The 19,004-nt window shown below is 69.5% G+C and carries 20 protein-coding genes and 2 pseudogenes; 11 read left to right on the plus strand and 11 right to left on the minus strand.

The features are described from left to right. Positions 1–2 precede the first annotated feature (2 nt). The 3 genes from PY257_RS07570 to hemC form a co-directional block, all read right to left on the minus strand. Positions 3–1,124: a uroporphyrinogen-III C-methyltransferase gene (locus PY257_RS07570; protein ID WP_275740551.1), complete on the minus strand. Its 1,122-nt coding sequence runs from the start codon at positions 1,122–1,124 to the stop codon at positions 3–5. Then, positions 1,121–1,909, minus strand: a complete 789-nt coding sequence (locus PY257_RS07575) for a uroporphyrinogen-III synthase (protein ID WP_275740553.1) — start codon at positions 1,907–1,909, stop codon at positions 1,121–1,123. Before PY257_RS07575 ends, PY257_RS07570 begins: the two co-directional genes overlap by 4 nt. A 315-nt stretch (positions 1,910–2,224) precedes the next feature. Next, positions 2,225–3,208 carry a hydroxymethylbilane synthase gene (gene hemC, locus PY257_RS07580; RefSeq protein WP_419095672.1) on the minus strand — a complete coding sequence of 328 codons (984 nt, stop codon included), beginning with the start codon at positions 3,206–3,208 and terminating at the stop codon, positions 2,225–2,227. Here hemC and PY257_RS07585 point away from each other — a divergent pair. From PY257_RS07585 to PY257_RS07595, 3 genes and pseudogenes are all read left to right on the plus strand, one after another. Continuing rightward, positions 3,207–3,473 (plus strand): annotated as a pseudogene (locus tag PY257_RS07585) (phosphoenolpyruvate carboxylase); the annotation flags it as partial. The gene hemC and the pseudogene PY257_RS07585 sit on opposite strands and share 2 nt — an antisense overlap. A gap of 319 nt (positions 3,474–3,792) precedes the next feature. Continuing rightward, positions 3,793–4,338, plus strand: coding sequence for a FlgO family outer membrane protein (locus PY257_RS07590; RefSeq protein WP_275740557.1), 546 nt, complete (start codon positions 3,793–3,795; stop codon positions 4,336–4,338). A gap of 81 nt (positions 4,339–4,419) precedes the next feature. Continuing rightward, positions 4,420–5,877 (plus strand): GGDEF domain-containing protein, encoded by a 1,458-nt coding sequence (locus PY257_RS07595; RefSeq protein WP_275740559.1) that lies wholly within the window; start codon positions 4,420–4,422, stop codon positions 5,875–5,877. Here the strand turns inward: PY257_RS07595 and flhC are convergent. The 6 genes from flhC to PY257_RS07625 form a co-directional block, all read right to left on the minus strand. Beyond that, entirely contained in the window at positions 5,864–6,418 is a 555-nt protein-coding gene (gene flhC, locus PY257_RS07600; RefSeq protein WP_275740561.1) for a flagellar transcriptional regulator FlhC, read from the minus strand. The genes PY257_RS07595 and flhC overlap by 14 nt on opposite strands. Positions 6,419–6,428: 10 nt before the next feature. Next, the gene (flhD, locus tag PY257_RS07605; RefSeq protein ID WP_275740563.1) at positions 6,429–6,758 is read right to left on the minus strand and encodes a flagellar transcriptional regulator FlhD; all 330 of its coding nucleotides are present in this window, start codon (positions 6,756–6,758) and stop codon (positions 6,429–6,431) included. A 156-nt stretch (positions 6,759–6,914) separates the two neighbouring features. Beyond that, positions 6,915–7,886, minus strand: a complete 972-nt coding sequence (locus PY257_RS07610) for a BLUF domain-containing protein (RefSeq protein ID WP_275740565.1) — start codon at positions 7,884–7,886, stop codon at positions 6,915–6,917. 54 nt (positions 7,887–7,940) lie between these two features. Beyond that, a complete protein-coding gene (locus PY257_RS07615) occupies positions 7,941–8,840 on the minus strand; it encodes a sulfurtransferase (RefSeq protein ID WP_275740567.1) in 900 nt (299 codons plus the stop codon). A gap of 28 nt (positions 8,841–8,868) precedes the next feature. Further along, on the minus strand, positions 8,869–9,780 hold the full coding sequence (locus PY257_RS07620) for a DMT family transporter (protein ID WP_275740569.1): 912 nt from the start codon (positions 9,778–9,780) through the stop codon (positions 8,869–8,871). Between the two features lie 60 nt (positions 9,781–9,840). Then, positions 9,841–10,980, minus strand: coding sequence for an aromatic ring-hydroxylating oxygenase subunit alpha (locus PY257_RS07625; protein WP_275740571.1), 1,140 nt, complete (start codon positions 10,978–10,980; stop codon positions 9,841–9,843). Between the two features lie 267 nt (positions 10,981–11,247). On the opposite strand from PY257_RS07625, the gene PY257_RS07630 reads away from it, so the two are divergent. From PY257_RS07630 to PY257_RS07665, 8 genes and pseudogenes are all read left to right on the plus strand, one after another. Then, entirely contained in the window at positions 11,248–11,490 is a 243-nt protein-coding gene (locus PY257_RS07630) for an exodeoxyribonuclease VII small subunit (protein WP_275740573.1), read from the plus strand. Then, positions 11,487–12,461, plus strand: coding sequence for a polyprenyl synthetase family protein (locus PY257_RS07635; RefSeq protein ID WP_275740575.1), 975 nt, complete (start codon positions 11,487–11,489; stop codon positions 12,459–12,461). The genes PY257_RS07630 and PY257_RS07635 overlap by 4 nt, the downstream gene beginning before the upstream one ends. 72 nt (positions 12,462–12,533) lie before the next feature. Then, positions 12,534–14,444, plus strand: coding sequence for a 1-deoxy-D-xylulose-5-phosphate synthase (gene dxs / locus PY257_RS07640; protein WP_275740578.1), 1,911 nt, complete (start codon positions 12,534–12,536; stop codon positions 14,442–14,444). A 253-nt stretch (positions 14,445–14,697) separates the two neighbouring features. After that, positions 14,698–14,810, plus strand: a pseudogene (locus PY257_RS07645) (transposase); the annotation flags it as partial. A 65-nt stretch (positions 14,811–14,875) separates the two neighbouring features. Continuing rightward, positions 14,876–15,148: a (2Fe-2S)-binding protein gene (locus PY257_RS07650; protein WP_275740697.1), complete on the plus strand. Its 273-nt coding sequence runs from the start codon at positions 14,876–14,878 to the stop codon at positions 15,146–15,148. A 93-nt stretch (positions 15,149–15,241) separates the two neighbouring features. Then, a complete protein-coding gene (locus tag PY257_RS07655) occupies positions 15,242–15,931 on the plus strand; it encodes an energy transducer TonB (RefSeq protein ID WP_275740580.1) in 690 nt (229 codons plus the stop codon). Positions 15,932–15,948: 17 nt separating this feature from the next. After that, entirely contained in the window at positions 15,949–16,665 is a 717-nt protein-coding gene (locus tag PY257_RS07660; RefSeq protein ID WP_275740582.1) for a MotA/TolQ/ExbB proton channel family protein, read from the plus strand. Position 16,666: 1 nt separating this feature from the next. Beyond that, a complete protein-coding gene (locus tag PY257_RS07665) occupies positions 16,667–17,446 on the plus strand; it encodes a nucleotidyltransferase family protein (protein WP_275740584.1) in 780 nt (259 codons plus the stop codon). Positions 17,447–17,460: 14 nt separating this feature from the next. On the opposite strand, the gene PY257_RS07670 is transcribed toward PY257_RS07665, so the two are convergent. Together PY257_RS07670 and PY257_RS07675 are read right to left on the minus strand one after the other, a co-directional pair. Continuing rightward, positions 17,461–18,252, minus strand: coding sequence for a phosphocholine cytidylyltransferase family protein (locus PY257_RS07670; RefSeq protein WP_275740586.1), 792 nt, complete (start codon positions 18,250–18,252; stop codon positions 17,461–17,463). Between the two features lie 74 nt (positions 18,253–18,326). Further along, positions 18,327–18,995, minus strand: a complete 669-nt coding sequence (locus PY257_RS07675) for a 4'-phosphopantetheinyl transferase family protein (RefSeq protein WP_275740588.1) — start codon at positions 18,993–18,995, stop codon at positions 18,327–18,329. Positions 18,996–19,004: the final 9 nt, after the last annotated feature.

Consider the following 19,004-nt stretch of genomic DNA (forward strand, 5'->3'; position numbering starts at 1 on the left):
TGTCAGCGCGCCGGCATGGCCGCCGCCGCAGTGGCCAGCGCGTTCAGCGTTTCGTCGGGGCGCGGCAGCTCGGCGGCGCGGGCCTGGGCCATGGTCTGCTGCAGCAGCGTGGCCGCGTTCTGCACGCGCTTGGAGGCGGGGTCGAAGTACTTGTTGAGCAGGGCGGTGGCGCCGGTCAGATCGGCGCGCGTGGCTTCGTACTGGCGCGCCAGCACGCCCAGGCGCGCGCCCTGGAGCTTGAGCTTGAGGTTCTCGCGCAGGAAGTAGGTCTGCTCGGGCGCCAGCAGCGCCGCGTCGGGCTGGTCGATGCGCGACACGCGCACCAGGCCGCGCGCCTCGTCGCGCACCTGCTGCCAGCCCCGGCGCAGCGCGACAAGCCACCAGGCCTCGTCCGCCGCCGGGGCGCCGGGCTGCGCGTCCGCCGTTGCGGGGGGCGCCAGGCGGCTGGCCGCGGTGCCGATGCCCACCGTGTTGACCACGGGCAGGTCGTCCACCAGGCGCGACAAGTCGTCGAGCCGCCCGAGCAGGCCGGCGGTGTCGGTGACGTTGGCGCTCTTGATGCGCTCGATGTCGTGGCCGATGGCGCGCGCCAGCGGTGCCAGCCGCGGCTGGGCGGCGCGGGCGATGCGCTGGTCGGCACCCTTGAGCGCGGCCAGCAGCGGCTCCAGGCTGCCGGTGAGCTGCGTCTGCTGCAGCGCCAGGCGCAGCGCGGAGTCGATGTCCACCACCAGGTTCTCGTCGCGGCTGCGCGAGACGCTCTGCATCAACTCCTCGATCTGGCTGCGCTGCAGCGCCACGTCGCCCAGGCGGGCCTCGGCCACGCTCTGGCGCGCGGCGATGTCGCGCGCCAGGTCGCGCGCCTCGCGCGCCGTGGTGCGGGCCTCGATGGCCAGGGAGTTGGCGTCGGCGCTCTGGCGCGCGAGCTGTTCCTGGATGCCCGACAGCTTGTGCCACAGCAGGCCGCTGGCGACGGCCCCGCCGCAGGCGATGAGCGCCACCAGCGCCAGGGCTGCGTGGCTGGCGCCGGGCACCGCCGCGGCATCGTCCGTCGCCGGGCTGCCGGGCTGCGCGGGCAGGGTGGGGGCGGCCTCTGCGGGCGCGTCGTTGCGGGGCTCTGGGCTCATGCCAGCGATTCTATCGAGGCGATCACCGCGTCCTGGCCCGGGGCCGAGAGCGCGACCGCGCCGAAGCCCGCCGCGCGCGCGGCCTCGGCGATGCGCGGGTGCGTGGCCAGGGCGCGCGCCGCCCGCCAGCCCTGCGCGGGCAGCGCCGCGCGCAGGTGGGCGATGGCCTGCGCGCTGCTGAAGAGCCAGAGCGAGCCATCGTTGGCCGCCGCCTGGGCCAGCGCGCGCTGCGCGGCATCCAGCACGGGTGGCTGGCGCAGGTAGGCGGCGACGGCTTCCACGCGCGCGCGCGCCGCGGCGATCTGCTGCGCGAGCCAGTCGCGCCCGTTGCCCGTATCCGCACCCGCGGGGCCGGCGTCCGCACCGTCGCTGCCGCGCACCAGCAGCACCCGGTCGCCGGCCCGCGCCTGCGGTGCCACCAGCGCCCACAGCGCCTCGGAATCCATGCGCGCGGCGTCGGCGGCGGGCGCGTCGATGCTGCCCACCGGCACGCCGGCTTCGCGCAGGGCCTGGGCCGTGCCGGCACCGGGCGCCCAGGCGCGTGGCCCGGCGGGCCATGCGGCTGAGAGTGGGCGGGCGGCGAAGAAGTGCGCCACTGCGCTGCGGCTCACGAACATCACGGCGCGGTATGCGGGCAGCACGGCCCAGGCGGCGCGCAGCGGCGCGGGGTCGGGTAGCGGGGCGATGCCGATCAGCGGCAGCGCCGCCGCCGCGATGCCGCGCGCGGCCAGCGCCCGCACCCACGGGCCGGCCTCGGCGGCGGGGCGGGTGACGATGACCTGCATGGGCTTTTGCTTATCGATGGCCCCGCCGCGCATCGCATGACCCCCATGCCTGGAACGGGCGCGGCCAAGGCCAGCGAACACTGCGAAGCCGGCTTTGCCTAGTGCAGTGTTCGATGCCTGGCGGCACCAATAAAAGCGATGCGTTTTGGCGCAGGGCAAGGCGCAAACCACAGCGATGGCCGTCGCTATCGCGCGGATTTGCAACGCCGCCATGCGGCAAAAGGCGCGGTTTCATGTGCTGCTTCGCGTTGAACACTGCACTAGCCGCTGGCGGCGCGCTCTTGAGGGGGAGCGCCGCAGGCGCTCGGGGGCGTTTCACCGCATTCCACCGTCGCGCAGCGTGAGCGCTACGCGCTCGCCCAGGGCCTGCGCCTCGGGCTCCGTGGCCACGGCGGCGCCGGCGTCGGCGCGCACCAGCAGGCCGGGGCGCTCGGGGTCGCCCCAGGCAGCGCGCAGGTGCAGCAGGCCGTCGGTGCCGAAGTGCGCGTGCGCGGCCAGCGGCATGGAGCAACTGCCGCCCAGCGCGCGACTGACGGCGCGCTCCGCCGCCACGGCGAGCCAGGTGGGCCGGTGGGCCAGCGGCGCCAGCGCGGCCAGCAGGTCGGCGCGGTGCGCGCGCACCTCGATGGCCAGCGCGCCCTGGCCGGCGGCGGGCAGCATCTGCTCGGGCGTGAAGACGGCGCGGATGCGCTCTTGCAGCCCCAGCCGCTTCAGCCCCGCGGCGGCAAGCACGATGGCGTCGAACTGGCCGTCGTCGAGCTTGCGCAGCCGCGTGTCGAGGTTGCCGCGCAGCGGCTCGATGCGCAGGTCGGGCCGCGCGTGGCGCAGCAGCACCACGCGGCGCAGGCTGGAAGTGCCCACCACCGCGCCCTGCGGCAGCGCGTCGAGGTTCGCGTAGCGGGGCGAGACGAAGGCGTCGCGCGGGTCCTCGCGCTCCATCACGCAGGCCAGCGCGAAGCCCGCGGGCAGGTCCATCGGCACGTCTTTCAGCGAATGCACGGCGATGCCGGCGCGGCCATCCTCCAGCGCGGCTTCCAGCTCCTTCACGAACAGGCCCTTGCCGCCGACCTTGGAGAGCGCGCGGTCCAGTATCTGGTCGCCGCGCGTGGTCATGCCCAAAAGCGCGACGGCGTGGCCGCGCGCCTGCAGCAGCGCCTGTACGTGCTCGGCCTGCCACAGCGCCAGCCGGCTTTCGCGCGTGGCGATGACGATGGGGGCGGGGCTGGGCGTGGAGGCGTTCAATGCGTGTAACCGGCTGGTAATCGGGAGGGCGCGGGGGATGCTAGCATGCGGCGCCATGCGGCCCGGCACGGCATTTTTCTTTCCTGGTGCGCCCTGCGCCGCCCACCCGAGAGACAGCCCCCTGATCGACGACATCCGCCTGCGCGGGCGCATCCTCGGCGACGTGGTCCGCGAGCAGGAGTAGCAGGACGCCTTCGAGGTCGTGGAGCAGGTGTGCAGGCTCTCGGCGGCCTTCCGCCGCGATGCCGACGCCGATGCCGGCCGCACGCTGAAAAAATTGCTGAAATCGCTCAACGCCGACCAGACGGTGAGCGTGATCCGCCATGCAGGCGCTGGCCGCGCGCTCGCAGCGACAGCGACGGCGGCAAGGAGCCTCTGGCCCCTTGAGTGCCTTGTTGTATGCACGCCAGTTGGTGGTCCGGTATCGACGCCTGTCGGCCTTGTTTGCCGTCTTCTGCTCTCATTTTTCAAGCGCATCAGTCTCGGCGCATGCGATATCCGGGCGGCTGGCGGCGCAATCGTGGCCTTGCGGGCAGTTCGGGAACAGGCGCACAAAGCCTGCGCAATTCGGCCCACCGCGCGGCGGCGCTACGGCTACGATGGGCCACCGTCGCAAAGCACTTTCCTCCAGCAGTCTGCCCATGCCGCATCCAAGAATCCTGCCCGTCGCGCTGGCGCTGGCCCTGGCGTTCATGGGCGCCGGCTGCGCGCAGTATTACTACGGCGGCGGCACGCTGCTGCGCCCCGATCCCATCGCCCTGAACTACGAGGCGGCGGACCGCCTGATGGCCTCCGCCCTATTGGACCCGGGGCGTCCGCTGCTGGTGGCGACGCTGGTGCATGTGGACCAGCTTTCGCAGTCGTCGCGCCTGGGCCGCATCTTCTCGGAGCAGTTGGCCAGCCGCCTGACGCAGCGTGGCATGCTGGTGCGCGAACTCAAGCTGCATGGCAGCGTGCTGGCCAAGAGCGACGAGGGCGAGCTGATGCTCTCGCGCGAGGCCCAGAACCTGGGCCAGAGTCAGGACGCGCAGGCCGTGCTGGTAGGCACCTACGCGCCCACCGCCAACACCGTGTACGTGAACGCCAAGCTGGTCAACCCTGTTACCGGCACGGTGCTGGCCGCGGTGGACTATGCCGTGCCCATCGATGCCGACATGCGGGGGCTGCTGCAGCGGTATGGGGGCTGACCGCCATCCCGGAAGGGGGATGGGCGGATTGTTACGTCTTATTTCTTCGTGTGTCCGCGGGTCGTGTCCCATTCACCCCCTATGCATTTTCTCGACCGGCTGCGCAGTGCCGTCCTTGACCTACGCGGGGTAGCGCTGCTGGGGCTGCTGGTGCTGGGTGCCTGCTACCTGGGCATATGGGCGCGGCCCACGGGGTTCTTCTCGGCGTTCTGGCTGACCAACGCCATGCTGCTGGGCCTGATGGTGCGCAACCCCGCCTGGGCGCACTGGCCCGGCTGGCTGGCTGCGGCGATCGGGTACATGCTGGCCGATTTGACGACTGGCGGGGCATTCCTCACGACCCTCTGGCTCACGGCCTCCAATATGGCGGGCGTGCTGGTCGGCGTGGTCATGTACAAGCGCGTGGAAGATAAGTTCTGGCGCATGCAACGGCAGTTGTCACCGCTGTACCTGTTCTGCGTGTCCATCTCCTCCGCCCTGGCCTCGGCGCTGGTCGGCAGCGGGGCCGGGCCGGTGATGTTCCACGCGGACTGGTACGAAACGTTCTGGGTCTGGGTCAGCACCGAATTCATGAACTACGTGCTGCTCATGCCCGTCATCTTCACCGCCCCGGCCCCGGCGCGCATGTGGCGGGCCGTGGCCGCGCAGAGGCCGTGCTGGCAGGGCTGGCAGGGCTGGGTGCACATGGCCCCGGTCTTCTCGGTGCTGCTGGCCGTGCTGGCGGGCACGCTGATCGGCGGGCCCGGGGCCATTGCCTTCGTGGTGCCGGCGCTGCTGTGGTGCGCGCTGACCTACAGTCTGTTCACCACCTGCCTGCTGGGCATGCTCGTCGGCTATTTCCAGACCTTCGAGATCGCGGCGGGCATGTCCACTTTCACGCCGACGCATATGGAAATGGTGCTGTCGGTGCGTGCCGGCGTGGCGCTGCTGTTCCTGGGGCCGCTGGCTACCGCATGCTCCCATGCGGCGCGCAGCGAAATGCTGCGGCGGCTCGACCATGCGGTGAACTTCGACCACCTGACGGGCGCCATGGCGCGCGGCGCCTTCATGGGGACGGGCGCAAAGTTGCTGGCGCGCATGGCCGCAGACGCGCAGTCGGCTGCGGTGCTGATGCTCGACATCGACCATTTCAAGCAGGTCAACGACCGCCATGGCCATGCTGCGGGCGACGCCGTGCTCCAGGGATTCGCGCGCATGCTCGCCGGCGAGCTGCGTCCCGGCGACCTGTGCGGGCGGCTCGGCGGCGAGGAGTTCGGGGTCGTTCTGCCCCGCATCACGCGCGGCGATGCGCTGGCGGTGGCGGAGCGCCTGTGCCTCGAAACGCGGCGCTGCGAAATCCGCGGGCCGGACGGCCAGTGCCTCAACATATCCGTCAGTATCGGGCTGGTGCACCAGGAGCCGGTTGCCGCGGATACGCGGCTCGACGCCCTGCTCTGCATCGCGGACGCGGCCTTGTACGAAGCCAAGCGCACCGGGCGCGACCGCGTCGCAGTGGTGGCCGGCGCCGACGGCACCGCTCCGCTTGTCAGTGCAGCATGAGGGCCCCGGCGCTCTTGCTCTTGCCGGCGCGGGCGGGCGGGTTGCACAGGCCGCAGGTGTAGTGGCGGGCGTTTTCGTAGGGCTCGGTCACGAAGCGGCCGCCGCACTGCGTGCAGGCGGTCGTGCCGAGCATGGATGCCTCGACGAACTTCACCAGGCGCCAGGCCCGCGTGAACGACAGCAGCGCGTCGATGCCGGCGGCCTCGACCTGCTCGGCGTAGAGGCGGTACGCCCGGGTGAGCAGTTCCACCGAATCCAGGCTGGCGCCCTTGGACAGGTATTCGTGGATGTTGAGGAACAGCGAGGAGTGGATGTTCTCCTGCCAGGTCAGGAACCAGTCGGTGGAGAACGGGAGCTGGCCCTTGGAGGGCGACTTGCCCGCGATCTCCTTGTACAGACGGATCAGGCGCTCGTAGGAGAGCGTGGTTTCCGATTCGAGCACCTGCATGCGCGCACCCATCTGGATGAGCATGGCGGCGCGCTCGATCTGCCGGGATTCGTTGAGGACGCTCTTGACGGCGAGGGCGGCTGCGGTGGACATGGCCTGGCTCCTAGAGGACTTCGCTCACGCGGCCTGCCATGAGGATGCTGGCGTGCAGGCGGTTGGTCGCCTCGTTGCCGACCTTCTTGGGCGTGTTGTGGTTGGTGAGCAGGCTCCACACCATGTCGTCGTCCACGCGAAAGCGGCACAGCAGCGTGTTCTGCGACGCGAGCTTGAGGACCTGCGCCGACGACAGCGTTGCCAGCAGCTCGGCGGATTCCTCGTTGATCCCCAGGCGGAATACGGCCTCGGCCTTGTCCTGGCGGATCAGGGTCTGCGCGAGCATCAGGTAGGTCAGATTCGCTTCGCGGATCTCGGTGAGCAGTTGGTCGCTGGTCATGGCGCAATCCTTTCGGTTCGGAGTCGCCTGGATGCGGGAGGCATCTTTTTTGGCTGATCCGTTGAAATGGATTGTGAAGATCGCCCAATCAGAAATTAAGTCGGGGTTCGACTGCGCCGCGTGTCTGGTTTCGTGCCCGCCGTGTAGGAATCCGCCCTACGCGTCCGTCAGCTTGTGCGGCGGCCGCGCCGGGTGCGCGGCCAGCCAGTCGCGGATGGCGCCCCAGGTGGAGCCGCCGTCGAGCACCGAGCCCGTGTGCTCGGCGCTTTCCATGCCGGCCTCTGCGGCAATGCGCCGCAGCGTGGCCGACAGCTCGGCGTTGCCGCCGGGCGTGATGAACAGTACGCCGGGCAGCGCGTGCCGCGCTTGCGGGTGCCGCAGCGCCTGCGCGACGAAGGCCGTGTCGCTGCCGTGGCCGCTGCGGCGCATCAGGAACACCAGCAGCTCCACCTTGCTCAGCAGCGGCGAGGACAGCGTGGAGCCGACCAGGCTTTCGCTGATGCCCACCAGCCGCGCCAGCCCCACGCCGTCTCCAGCGACCACGTCGGCGTAGTCGAGCGGGAAGGCATCCGCGTCGCGGCCCGTCTCGGACACCTTGAGCGCGCTGGCCTGGGTGCCGTAGCGCTCGGCCAGGTGGCTGAAAACGGGGTTGAACCACAGCACGGAGTTGCTGCACACGGCGATCTGCCGCACCGGTGTTTGCGCGCCGGGCGGGCGGGCTGCGCGGTTGGGCGTGAGGAAGTAGCGGAACGCATCCGCCGCCGAGGCGCTGCCGTCGGCATGCAGGAAGCCGCGGATGTAGGCCATGCGCCCGGCCATGTCGGCCAGCGTCGCGGGGCGCCGCGCGATGACGCAGCTCCATTGCGCGTAGGCCCGCACATCCGTGTCGTGCTCGAACAGCACCGTGGGCGATTCGTGGTTCCAAAACACCGCGATGCGCCCCACCAGCCCCTCCACGGCGTCGGGCTCTCCTTCGACGAGGTGCAGAAAATACCCGTCGGCAACGGCCAGCAGGCCGGTCAGGCCCTGGCGCCGCGCATAGTCGGCGCTGGTGGCCAGCAGGCTTTCAAACGGTACGGCAAGGTTGCCGCTGCGGGTCGCCTTGCCGAGATAACAGAGAACTTGCATGGAGCACAGGGGCTGGGGCCGTCGACGGCGGCGGCCCCCGCAGTGTGTCATGGATCAGCCGCGTTCCACGGGCCGCGCAGGGTCGCTGCACCATTCGCTCCACGAGCCCGCGAACAGGCCCGTGGCGCCCAGGCCGGCCAGTTCCATGGCCAGCAGGTTGGGCAGGGCGCTCACGCCGCTGCCGCACTGGTGCACCACGCTGGAGGGCGCGCGGCCCGCCAACAACTGCTCGAACTCGGCGCGCAACTGCGGCGCGGGCTTGAAGTGGCCGCTGGCGTCGAAGTTCTCGCTGAACGGGCGGTTCAGCGCACCCGGGATGTGGCCGGCCACCGGGTCCAGCGGCTCCACCTCGCCCCGGTAGCGGGGCCGAGCGCGCGCATCGACCAGCGTCTGGCCGGGCTGCCCCAGGCGGGCCAGCACCTCGCCTGCCGTGACCAGTCGCACCAACGGCGCGTGAAGCGCGAAGCGGGTCTGGAAGCGCGAGGGCTCCTGCGCGCTGCTCACGGCGCCGCCCGCGGCCTGCCAGGCCTGCAGTCCGCCGTCGAGCACGGCCACGCCGGCATGGCCCGCCCACTTCAGCATCCACCACAGGCGCCCGCAGAAGTTGGTGCCGTTGCGGTCGTACACCACGGCCTGCATGGCGTTGGAAAAGCCGACGTTCGACAGCCACAGCGCGAAGGTCTCGCGGCCCGGCAGCGGGTGGCGCCCGCCGGAGGCGGGCCGGTCGGCCTCGTGCGCGACGATGGTGCCGCCCGCGCCCGGCACGCCATGCTTGGCGCTCAGGTCGGCGTCGAGGTTGGCGTAGACCGCGCCGGGAATGTGCGCGGCAGCGTATTGCTGCGCCCCCGCCTCGGGCGCGGCCAGGTCGAAGCTGCAGTCGAACACCATGCAGGGCTGGCCGCCTTGCAGCAGGTCGCGCAGTTGCGCGGCGGAAATCAGTGTGGTGAAGGCCATGTCCTTGTCGCTCCTGCCGTTTCCCGGCTCAATGTTCCTCTTCCGGCGCATCGGGCGCCGCGTGCTTGCGCAGCACCGTGGCGGCGATGCCGCTGCCCACGATGAGCAGCATGCCGGCCCAGCCCATCCACGGCAGCCGGTCGCCGAACAGCGCCATGCCGTAGATGGCGGCGAACACGATGCCCGAATACTGCAGATTGGCCACCACCAGTGTGCCGCGCTGCGAGCCCGCACGCGAATAGGCCCGCGTCATGCACAACTGGCCCAACGAGGCCAGCAGGCCCAGCGGAACGACCCAGATGGCTGCCTTCCAATTCCAGGCCGAAAGGCCGGTCGCCAGCGTGCCGCCCAGGCCGGCCACGGCGGAGCCGGCGGAGAAGTAGAACACCACGCGCGTCTCGGGCTCGCCGATGCGCGACAGCGCCGTCACCTGCATGTAGGCCAGCGCCGCGCATATGCCCGAGAGCACGCCCACCATCGCCGCGAAGCCCTGGTGGGGGCCCATGGAGGGGCGCAGCAGCATCACCACGCCCACGAAGCCCACCACCACGGTCAGCACCAGCGAGCCTTGCAGCGGCGGCGTCCTGCGGTCCGGCGAAGGCCGCCAGGCGATGATGGCGCCGCCGACGATGAACACCGCGATCCAGATGCTGCTCATGTAGTTCAGCGTGACCGCGGTGGCCAGCGGCAGGTGCGCGATGCAGTAGAACCAGCCGCCCAGCGAGGCCACGCCGATCATGCTGCGCCAGGCATGCATGCCGGCGTAGTGCGTGCCCAGGCCGACACGCTGCGAGCGTGCCAGCAGCCACATGAACAGCATGCCCAGCAGGCCGCGGTAGAACACCAGTTCGGCGGCATTGAAACCCTGCGACGCGAACTTCACGCACACCGTCATGCTGGCGAAGAAGAACGCGGCCAGCACCATCCACCAGGCTTGCATGGGCCGTTTTTTCACAGTAAAAAGTGCCCGCAGCGCTTGTAAATACTGCGGTAGCAGCTATCAAAAACGGAGTGCATCGGCCCCCATGGCGCGGCGGTACCACTCGTGGAAGTGCTGCATGCCGTCTTCCATCGGGCTCTGGTAGGGGCCGACCTCGTTGTCGCCGCGCAGCATCAGGGCCTTGCGGCCCGCGTCCATGCGCTCGGCGATCTCGTCGTCCTCGATGCAGGTCTCCATGTAGGCGGCCTGCTGGGCCTCGACGAACTCGCGCTCGAACGCGACGATCTCTTCGGGGTAATAGAACTCCACCATGTTGAGCGTCCTGTCCACGCCCAGCGGATGCAGCGTGGAGATGGTCAGCACGTGCGGATACCACTCCACCATGATGTGCGGGTAGTAGGTGAGCCAGATCGCGCCGTAGCGCGGCGTCTCGCCGTTGCGGTACTGCAGCAGCGCCTGCTGCCAGCGGCGGTACACGTCGCTGCCGCAATTGCGCAGCGCGTTGGCGATGCCCACGGTTTGCACAGAAAACTCGCGCTGGAACTCCCAGCGCAGGTCGTCGCAGGTGACGAAGTTGCCCAGCCCCGGGTGGAACGGGCCCACGTGGTAGTCCTCCAGATAGACCTCGATGAAGGTCTTCCAGTTGTAGTTGCACTCGTGCAGCTCCACCCGGTCGAACGCGTAGCCGGTGAAGTCGAGGTCCGCGCGCGGACCCATGCCGGCCAGATCGGCGGCGATGTCGCGCCCGTTGTCCTCGAACAGCAGGCCGTTCCACTCGCGCAGGCCGTAGTTGTTGAGGTTCAGGCACGGGTCCTGCGCGAAGTGCGGCGCGCCCAGCAGCTCGCCGCCGGGCGCGTAGGTCCAGCGGTGCAGCGGGCACACGATGTTGCCGCCCGCATGGCCCTTGCCCTGGCCGTGGAGCGAGCCGCGGCCCTTGAGCATCACGGCCTGGCGGTGGCGGCAGATGTTGGACACCAGCTCTACCCCGCCCTGGGCGTTGCGCACCAGCGCGCGGCCTTCGCCCTCCTGCGGCAAGGCGTAGTAGTCGCCCGCGTTGGGCACGCTCAGGTTGTGCCCCACATAGCGGGGCCCGCGCTGGAAGATGCTCTCCAGCTCGCGCTGCAACAGCGCCGGGTCGAAGTAGCTGGAAACTGGAAGTTGGCTTGCGGCCTGCTGCAGTTGAAGACTTAAATCAGACATGGGTGACCTGACCTAAAGACTCCCCACAGGGAGGTACGGGAGGTGCGGAAGGCATGCAGTGTGCTGCGCGCCGTGGCACGGATGGAAAGAAAAGCCGGCACGCAGGGCCGGCGAGACAATGGCATGCACCAGAGGGAATGGGATTGTACCCAACAGGGTTATTCCCGGGCCGCAGGCGCGTGTATTCGGCATGGAACGCGGGGTTCGGCACCCTGGGGTGACACACCCTAGAATCGAGAGTTTTCCCACGCGCCCGCCACCCACCCGATGCCCAAAGCCGCCCCCCCGCCGACCGCCCCCGCGGAGCCCGCCACCTACGAGGCCGCCATGCAGGAACTGGAGCGGCTCGTGGCGCGCATCGAGTCGGGCCAGATGCCGCTGGAGGAACTGCTGGCCGGCTACCAGCGCGGCGCGGCGCTGCTGGCGTTCTGCCGCGCCAGGCTCGAAGCGGTGGAAGACCAGATCAAGGTGCTCGACGGCAATGTGCTGCGGCCCTGGAAAGAAGAATGAGCGCCATCCGGCCGCCTGATGCTGCTGGCGTGGGAGCGCCCGCGTTCGACCTGCGCCCCTGGAGCGTCTGCTGGCTCGACCGCGTCGAGCAGGCCTTGTCGCGCTGGGTAGCGGCGGATGCGCCCGGCGGCCTGGGCGAGGCCATGCGCTACGCGGTGCTCGACGGCGGCAAGCGCCTGCGGCCCCTGCTGGTGCTGGCGGCGCGCGAGGCAGTGGCCCAGGGCCGGCCCGGCGCCGGACCCGACGGCGCGGCGCTGCGCGGGGGACTCGACGATGCGGCGCTGCGCGCCGCGTGCGCCGTCGAGCTGATCCATGCCTATTCGCTCGTGCACGACGACATGCCCTGCATGGACGACGACGTGCTGCGCCGTGGCAAGCCCACGGTACACGTGCGGTTCGGCCAGGCCCGCGCGCTGCTGGCCGGCGACGCGTTGCAGGCGCTGGCATTCGAGCTGCTGACGCCCGACGACGACGCCATTCCCCCCGCCGTGCAGGCCCGGCTGTGCCGCCTGCTGGCGCGCGCCGCCGGCCACGCCGGCATGGCCGGCGGCCAGGCCATCGATCTGGCCAGCGTGGGCCTGCCGCTGGCCGAGGACGAACTTCGCCGCATGCACCGGCTGAAGACCGGCGCGCTGCTGCAGGCCAGCGTGATGATGGGCGCGGCCTGCGGCCATGCGGATGCGCGCGCGCTCGATGCGCTGGCCGGCTACGGCGCGGCCATCGGCCTGGCGTTCCAGGTGGTGGACGACATCCTCGACGTGACGGCGGATTCGGCCACGCTCGGCAAGACCGCCGGCAAGGACGCGGCGCAGGACAAGCCCACCTATGTATCGCTGCTGGGCCTGGAGCGCGCCCGCGCCCATGCGCGGAAGTTGCTGGCCCAGGCCCAGCAGGCGCTGGACGGCAGCGGCCTGCGCGACACCCGTGCCTTGCGTGCTCTGGCGCTGGCGGTGGTTGAGCGCAGCAGTTGATTCCTATGAATAAAATCGGCCTGCAGCGCAGGCAAATCAAGCTGCTGGAGCTATCAAAAGCATAGTAAATCCATGAGCAACTACCCCTTGCTGGAGACCGTGAACGACCCGGCGGACCTGCGCCGCCTGTCGCGCCCCGAACTGCGCGTGCTGGCCGATGAACTGCGCGCCTTCGTGCTCGACAGCGTGTCCCGGACCGGCGGGCACCTCAGCTCCAACCTCGGCACGGTGGAGCTCACCGTGGCGCTGCACTACGTGTTCGACACGCCCGCGGACCGCATCGTCTGGGACGTGGGCCACCAGACCTACCCGCACAAGATCCTCACGGGCCGGCGCGAGCGCATGGCCACGCTGCGGCAGTGGGGCGGCATCTCGGGCTTCCCGCAGCGCGCCGAAAGCCCCTACGACACCTTCGGCACCGCGCATTCGTCCACCAGCATCTCCGCCGCGCTCGGCATGGCGCTGGCCGCGCAGCAGAAGGGTGAACAGCGCCATGCCGTCGCGGTGATCGGCGACGGCGCCATGAGCGCGGGCATGGCCTTCGAGGCGCTCAACAACGCCGGCGTGCAGGTGGGCGAGGGCAGCCGGCTGCTGGTGGTACTGAACGACAACGACATGTCCATCAGCCCGCCCGTGGGCGCGCTCAACCGCTACCTGGCGCAGCTCATGAGCGGGCGCTTCTACGCGGCGGCCAAGCACATGGGCAAGTCGGTGCTCAAGGCCGCGCCGCCGCTGTTCGCGCTGGCCAAGCGCTTCGAGCAGCACGCCAAGGGCATGGTGGTGCCGGCCACGCTGTTCGAGCAGTTCGGCTTCAACTACGTCGGCCCGATCGATGGCCACGACCTCGAATCGCTCATCCCCACGCTGGAGAACATCAAGCAACTCGAAGGCCCGCAGTTCCTGCACGTGGTGACGAAGAAAGGCCAGGGCTACAAGCTGGCCGAGGAAGACCCCGTGGCCTACCACGGGCCGGGCAGGTTCGACCCGGCGGTGGGCCTGGTCAAGCCTGCCGTATCGCCTGTCGTGGCGCCCAGGCCCACGTTCACGCAGGTGTTCGGCCAGTGGCTGTGCGACATGGCAGCGCAGGACCAGCGCCTGGTGGGCATCACGCCGGCCATGCGCGAGGGCTCGGGGCTGGTGGAGTTCGAGCGACGCTTCCCCGAGCGCTACTACGACGTGGGCATCGCCGAGCAGCATGCGGTGACCTTCGCCGCCGGACTGGCCTGCGAGGGGCAAAAGCCTGTGGTGGCCATCTATTCCACCTTCCTGCAGCGCGCCTATGACCAGATGATCCACGACGTGGCGCTGCAGAACCTGCCCGTGGTGTTCGCGCTCGACCGCGCCGGCCTGGTCGGCGCCGACGGCGCCACGCACGCGGGCGCCTACGACATCGCCTTCATCCGCTGCATCCCGAACATGGCGCTGGCCTGCCCGGCGGACGAGCGCGAGTGCCGGCAGCTTCTATCCACCGCCTTCGCGCAGAACCAGCCCGTGGCCGTGCGCTACCCGCGTGGCGCGGGTGCCGGTGTGGCGCCGCTGCCGGGGCTGGACGCGCTGCCGTTCGGCAAGGGCGAGGTGCGCCGCACGGGCCACCGCATCGCCATCCTGGCCTTCGGCACCCTGCTGTACCCCGCCTTGCAGGCCGCCGAGGCGCTGGACGCCACCGCGGTCAACATGCGCTGGGCCAAGCCGCTCGATGCCGGGCTGCTGCTGCAGGTGGCCGCCCAGCACGAGGCGCTGGTGACGGTGGAGGAGGGCGCGGTGATGGGCGGGGCCGGCAGCGCCGTGGCCGAGGCGCTGGCCGCCGCCGGCGTGGTGAAGCCGCTGCTGCACCTGGGCCTGCCCGATGCGTTCATCGAGCACGGCGACGCGGCCAAGCTGCTGGCTCTGCAGGGGCTGGACGCGGCGGGCATGCAGCGCTCCATCGAGGCGCGCTTCGGCGCCGCCGCGAACCGGCCATCCGTGAGCGCCACCGGCACCTGAAGCGGCGGCCCATCCGCCGGATGGCTGCCATCGCCGCCCCATCTTCTGCGCTGGGGATTGCGCAACTGCGGCGCAGGCGTTCAGCGACGGCGGGCCCCGTTCGGCTCGCGGCATGCGATGCCAGGACTTCTGTGAAGCGATTGCTGGGATTTGGCTCCACCCTCCCCCGTTTCCCCTGAGCCTGTGCCCGTGGAGCTGGGGTATCGCGCCTACTCGGAAGCACCAAATGCCATGTGGTTCCCTGGACTGTCTTGGCCGCCCACCGTTTGCACTGGAAACCATGCTGCGAGCGCCATCTTTATGCAGCAATGGTTCAGCCTGTCGAACCCAGCCATGGAAGAAGCCTTCTTTGACACGCATTCTTATTCAAATGCGATGAATTCTTATTTATAATGGACGCATTCATCAGCCAGCCGTCTGCGTTCCGCTCCATGATCGTCTGCGTATGCCACCGGGCTTCCGACCGCGAGATCGTGCGCCATGCGCATGCGGGCATGAACTTTGACGACATCCAGTTCGAATTTGGCATGGCCACACAATGCGGGCGCCGCGAGAGTTGCGCCCGCGACGCGGTGGCCCCATGCAGTGCAACCCGCCCTGTGGCGGCGCTGCACGACACCCCGGCAGAACTTGCGATCCAGCTCGCCGCCTCCAGCACGCAGAGCAAGGCATGGGCTTCCTCGGCACTTTCGCTGGCAGTCTGATGCTGGTTCTGGTCGTGGGCTGTCTCTGGTGGGTCTTCCGCAAGTAAAGTCGCGGGCTGCGTTGCAGCGCAGCAACGGCACCACTCTGTTTCCATGACATCAGCCGAACAAACCCTGGCGCCTCCGCGCGTTCCCCGCAATCTCGTCATTGCCGGCGTCGTCGTGGCGCTGCATGTGGTCGCGCTGTGGGCCATGCAGGCCAGCCTGCTGCAGCGCGCGGTGGAGGTGATCGTGCCGGTGCAATTGCTCAGCGAGTTCATCGAGCCGCCCAAGCCCAAGCCTGCGCCACCCGCCCCCCCGCCGCCGCCCGCGCCGATCAAGCGCCCGACCATCAAGTCGCCGCCGCCCGCCCCCATGCCGCTGGCGATTGCCGACCCTACGCCCGCGCCCGATGCGCCCGTGGGCGTGACCACGCCGCAACCGCCTGCGCCACCCATCGCCGCGCCCGCGGCGCCGCCCGCCCCGCCACCGGCTCCACCCGCGCCTCCCGCGCCGCCCAAGATCGAGCTGCCGTCGAGCGCGGCGGACTACCTGCAGAACCCATCGCCACCCTACCCCACCATCAGCCGCCGGCTTGGCGAGCAGGGCAAGGTCGTGGTGCGCGTGCTCATCGGCACCGACGGGCTGCCGCAGAAGGCCGAGATCCGCCAATCCAGCGGCTACGAGCGTCTCGACCAAGCCGCCTACAACACCGTGCTGAAGTGGCGCTACGTGCCGGGCAAGCGCAATGGCGCGCCCGAGGCCATGTGGTTCAACATACCACTCAACTTTGTTCTTGAATAAGCCTCTGGAGTATTTCTATGGATTCGCAATTCGGTCTCGCACATGTCTGGGCCCAGGGGGATTTCGTCACCAAGGCGGTCGCGGTGCTGCTGCTGGGCATGTCGCTCGCGTCGTGGATGGTGATCCTCATCAAGGCGATGGACATTGTCCGGTTCAAGAAGTTCGCGCGCAGCTCGGAAGATTTCTGGTACAGCGAAGACTTGGCTGCGGGCCTGTCCAAGCTGGGCTCGGACGCGAACAATCCGTTTCGCCAGCTCGCGCTGGAAGGCCGCGAAGCCGCCGCCCACCACCGCAACACCAAGGCGCACCTGCACGACAGCCTCGACGTGAGCGACTGGGTCACACGCAGCCTGCGCAACTCCATCGACGAATTCACCGCACGCCTGCAGTCGGGCCTGGCCATCCTGGCCTCGGTGGGCTCCACGGCGCCGTTCATTGGACTGTTCGGCACGGTCTGGGGCATCTACCACGCGCTGCTGAGCATCGGCAGCTCAGGCCAGGCCACCATCGACAAGGTGGCCGGCCCCGTGGGCGAGGCGCTGATCATGACGGCGCTGGGACTGGCCGTGGCGATTCCCGCCGTGCTGGGCTACAACGCGCTGGTACGCGGCAACAAATCGATCCTGCTCAAACTCAACAGCTTCGCCCATGAGCTGCATGCCTACTTCGTAACCGGAGCGCGCGTCCACAACGCCAGCCAGGCCCCCGTGGTCGCCATGAAGAAAGGAGCCTGACGTGGCCGGACTCACCGCACTCGTGCTGGCCGGCACACGGCCCGGCGGCGACCCGCTTGCCGACTACGCTGGCGTCAGCCACAAAGCGTTGATCGAGATCGGCGGCTCGACCATGATCGAGCGCGTCGTTGCCGCGCTGGCTGCCGCACCCGCGGTCGGGCGCATTGTTATCGCGATCGACCGGCCCGAGTTGCTGAGCAACCTGCCGGGGCTCCAACCCAGCGTCTGCGGCAAGCCGTGGGTCACCATGCCGACGCAGGTAGGCCCCAGCGCCACCGTATCAGCGGCGATTGCGCGCGAAGGCACGCCGCTGCTCGTGACTACTGCAGACCACGCCCTGCTGCGGTCCGCGTGGATCGACGAGTTCCTAGCCGCATGCCCACCCGATGCCGACGTAGTTGCCGCACTGGCGCCGCGTCAGGCCGTCGAGGCAGCCGCGCCCGCCACGCGGCGCACCTGGCTGCGCTTCTCGGACAACGACTTCTCGGGCTGCAATCTATTCCTGCTGGCGCAGCCCAACGCGACCGGCGCGATCGCGTTCTGGGGCGAAATGGAGCGCGCTCGCAAGGAACCGCTGCGCATGATGCAGCGCCTGGGCTGGCTGTTCGCGCTGCGCTATCGGCTGGGTTGGCTCAGTTCGGCGGCGGCGGCCGATCGGCTGGGCACGTTGTCCGGCGGTGTGCGGCTGGTGCTGGTGTCGATGCACGATGGACGCGCCGCTATCGACGTGGACAAGCCCGCGGACCTGGACCTGGTGCGCCGGATGGTGTCGGCGACTTGAACAAACGCCCCACTTCAGGCGGCCGCAGAAACCTCGGCAATGTGTGCCACGGCGTTGCCCTCCAACCAGCCCGACGTCAAGTTCCTGGCATGGGTCAGATCGGCCGGGAAGTCGAGCTCCCCCCACTGCAGGCCTTCGATCGAGGCCACGCGGATGTCCGCACCGGCGCCCGCCAGACGGTTGATCGCCGACAGGTACCACAGGCCCGGGCCTTCAGCGGTGCGCATGGTGCGTTCGAGCTCGGCGACGAACAGCGCGGCGCCATCGGCCTCGAAGCGCAGGAAGCCAATCGATTCACCGTTGACGCGCTCGGCCGACAGCGTCTTGCCGATGGCGCGCAGGCGATCGCCCTCGACCTCGACCTTCATGTCGTCGGCATCGTAGTCCGGTTTCCGGTCGATCGTGACCGTGATCGGCGCCGCGGGCGCTGCCAGCAGACGGCGGGCGATCTCGGGCTCGAACAAGGTGTCGCCGTTGAGCACCAGGCAGGGCCGTTGCAGTTCGGCGCGGGCCATCCAGCAGCTCGCGAGGTTGTCGGCCAGCTTGTAGAAGGGGTTGAACAAGGTGCGCACGGTCATGCCGGGCGGCGTGATGTGTTGCAACGCCTGCTCGACGAGGTCGGAACGGAAACCAGTCACGATGACCACTTCTCCGATGCCCGCCTCGGCTAGTCCGCGCAGTTGCCATTCGAGCATGCTGCGGCCGGCGCCCAGGTCGAGCAGACACTTCGGGAGTTGTTCGGTCAGCGGCAACAGACGGCTGCCTTGGCCGGCGCCGAGGATAAGGGCTCGCTCAGGTCTAGACACGATGATTCACCAATCAGAAAAAGAAGAGACGATGGGGATGGATCGGCGATTCGGCGACAGGACGGGTTGGGCAATCACGGACGATCAACGCAGAGGTCGTGCTCGAGCCAAGCCCTGGACACCTGCGTCGCGCGCCAGTGCGTGCGCCGGTCTCGAAACGCGAGATGCGCTATGTGGGTGCATCCCATTTCGAGCGCCCAAGTCTGCCAGAGTCGGCCCGCGAATACAGCACCCTCACCCGCCGGCCGGGTATCGATGTCGCGGAGATCCGCCAGGCTGTCGGTTCCGGCCGCCTTGGCCACAGCTTCCTTGCGCGTCCAGACCGTATAGAAGCGCCGCGGGTCGCGACCAACCCAAGAGCGCTCGCTGTCATTGAGATAGCGCGGCAAGTCGCCGGCCGTCAACGCACCGACCCGCTCGACGTCGATGCCGACCGGTCCGTCCGTCGACACGGCGCAGGCGATGCGTCCATCACAATGGGAAATGCTGAAGTCGACCGGCAGATCAAGCGATGGCCGGCCGCGCGCGGTGTAACGCAAGGACGCCAGCACGGTGCCGTGGTGACCGAATTGACGAAGCCCTTCGCACAACAGGCGGCTGGCGATCAGCGACCGATGCCGCGCCCGGACACTGGGCCAGCGTGCGATCTGGGCCTGGCGGGGCTCCGGCAGTTCAGCCATCCATGCGGCCTCGAGCGCCATGGAAAGCACGGAGTCGTTGGAAATCAAGACGGCTATGGGCATGGACGCAGC

This window comes from Curvibacter soli (genome assembly GCF_029211125.1).
GTDB classification, from domain to species: Bacteria; Pseudomonadota; Gammaproteobacteria; order Burkholderiales; family Burkholderiaceae_C; genus Curvibacter_A; species Curvibacter_A soli.

Bases quoted from the DNA above. Each gene is read 5' to 3' on its own strand.
- PY257_RS07570 (WP_275740551.1), bottom strand. From the start codon at position 1,124: ATGAGCCCAGAGCCCCGCAACGACGCGCCCGCAGAGGCCGCCCCCACC.
- PY257_RS07575 (WP_275740553.1), bottom strand. From the start codon at position 1,909: ATGCAGGTCATCGTCACCCGCCCCGCCGCCGAGGCCGGCCCGTGGGTG.
- hemC (WP_419095672.1), bottom strand. From the start codon at position 3,208: ATGGCGCCGCATGCTAGCATCCCCCGCGCCCTCCCGATTACCAGCCGG.
- PY257_RS07590 (WP_275740557.1), top strand. From the start codon at position 3,793: ATGCCGCATCCAAGAATCCTGCCCGTCGCGCTGGCGCTGGCCCTGGCG.
- PY257_RS07595 (WP_275740559.1), top strand. From the start codon at position 4,420: ATGCATTTTCTCGACCGGCTGCGCAGTGCCGTCCTTGACCTACGCGGG.
- flhC (WP_275740561.1), bottom strand. From the start codon at position 6,418: ATGTCCACCGCAGCCGCCCTCGCCGTCAAGAGCGTCCTCAACGAATCC.
- flhD (WP_275740563.1), bottom strand. From the start codon at position 6,758: ATGACCAGCGACCAACTGCTCACCGAGATCCGCGAAGCGAATCTGACC.
- PY257_RS07610 (WP_275740565.1), bottom strand. From the start codon at position 7,886: ATGCAAGTTCTCTGTTATCTCGGCAAGGCGACCCGCAGCGGCAACCTT.
- PY257_RS07615 (WP_275740567.1), bottom strand. From the start codon at position 8,840: ATGGCCTTCACCACACTGATTTCCGCCGCGCAACTGCGCGACCTGCTG.
- PY257_RS07620 (WP_275740569.1), bottom strand. From the start codon at position 9,780: ATGCAAGCCTGGTGGATGGTGCTGGCCGCGTTCTTCTTCGCCAGCATG.
- PY257_RS07625 (WP_275740571.1), bottom strand. From the start codon at position 10,980: ATGTCTGATTTAAGTCTTCAACTGCAGCAGGCCGCAAGCCAACTTCCA.
- PY257_RS07630 (WP_275740573.1), top strand. From the start codon at position 11,248: ATGCCCAAAGCCGCCCCCCCGCCGACCGCCCCCGCGGAGCCCGCCACC.
- PY257_RS07635 (WP_275740575.1), top strand. From the start codon at position 11,487: ATGAGCGCCATCCGGCCGCCTGATGCTGCTGGCGTGGGAGCGCCCGCG.
- dxs (WP_275740578.1), top strand. From the start codon at position 12,534: ATGAGCAACTACCCCTTGCTGGAGACCGTGAACGACCCGGCGGACCTG.
- PY257_RS07650 (WP_275740697.1), top strand. From the start codon at position 14,876: ATGATCGTCTGCGTATGCCACCGGGCTTCCGACCGCGAGATCGTGCGC.
- PY257_RS07655 (WP_275740580.1), top strand. From the start codon at position 15,242: ATGACATCAGCCGAACAAACCCTGGCGCCTCCGCGCGTTCCCCGCAAT.
- PY257_RS07660 (WP_275740582.1), top strand. From the start codon at position 15,949: ATGGATTCGCAATTCGGTCTCGCACATGTCTGGGCCCAGGGGGATTTC.
- PY257_RS07675 (WP_275740588.1), bottom strand. From the start codon at position 18,995: ATGCCCATAGCCGTCTTGATTTCCAACGACTCCGTGCTTTCCATGGCG.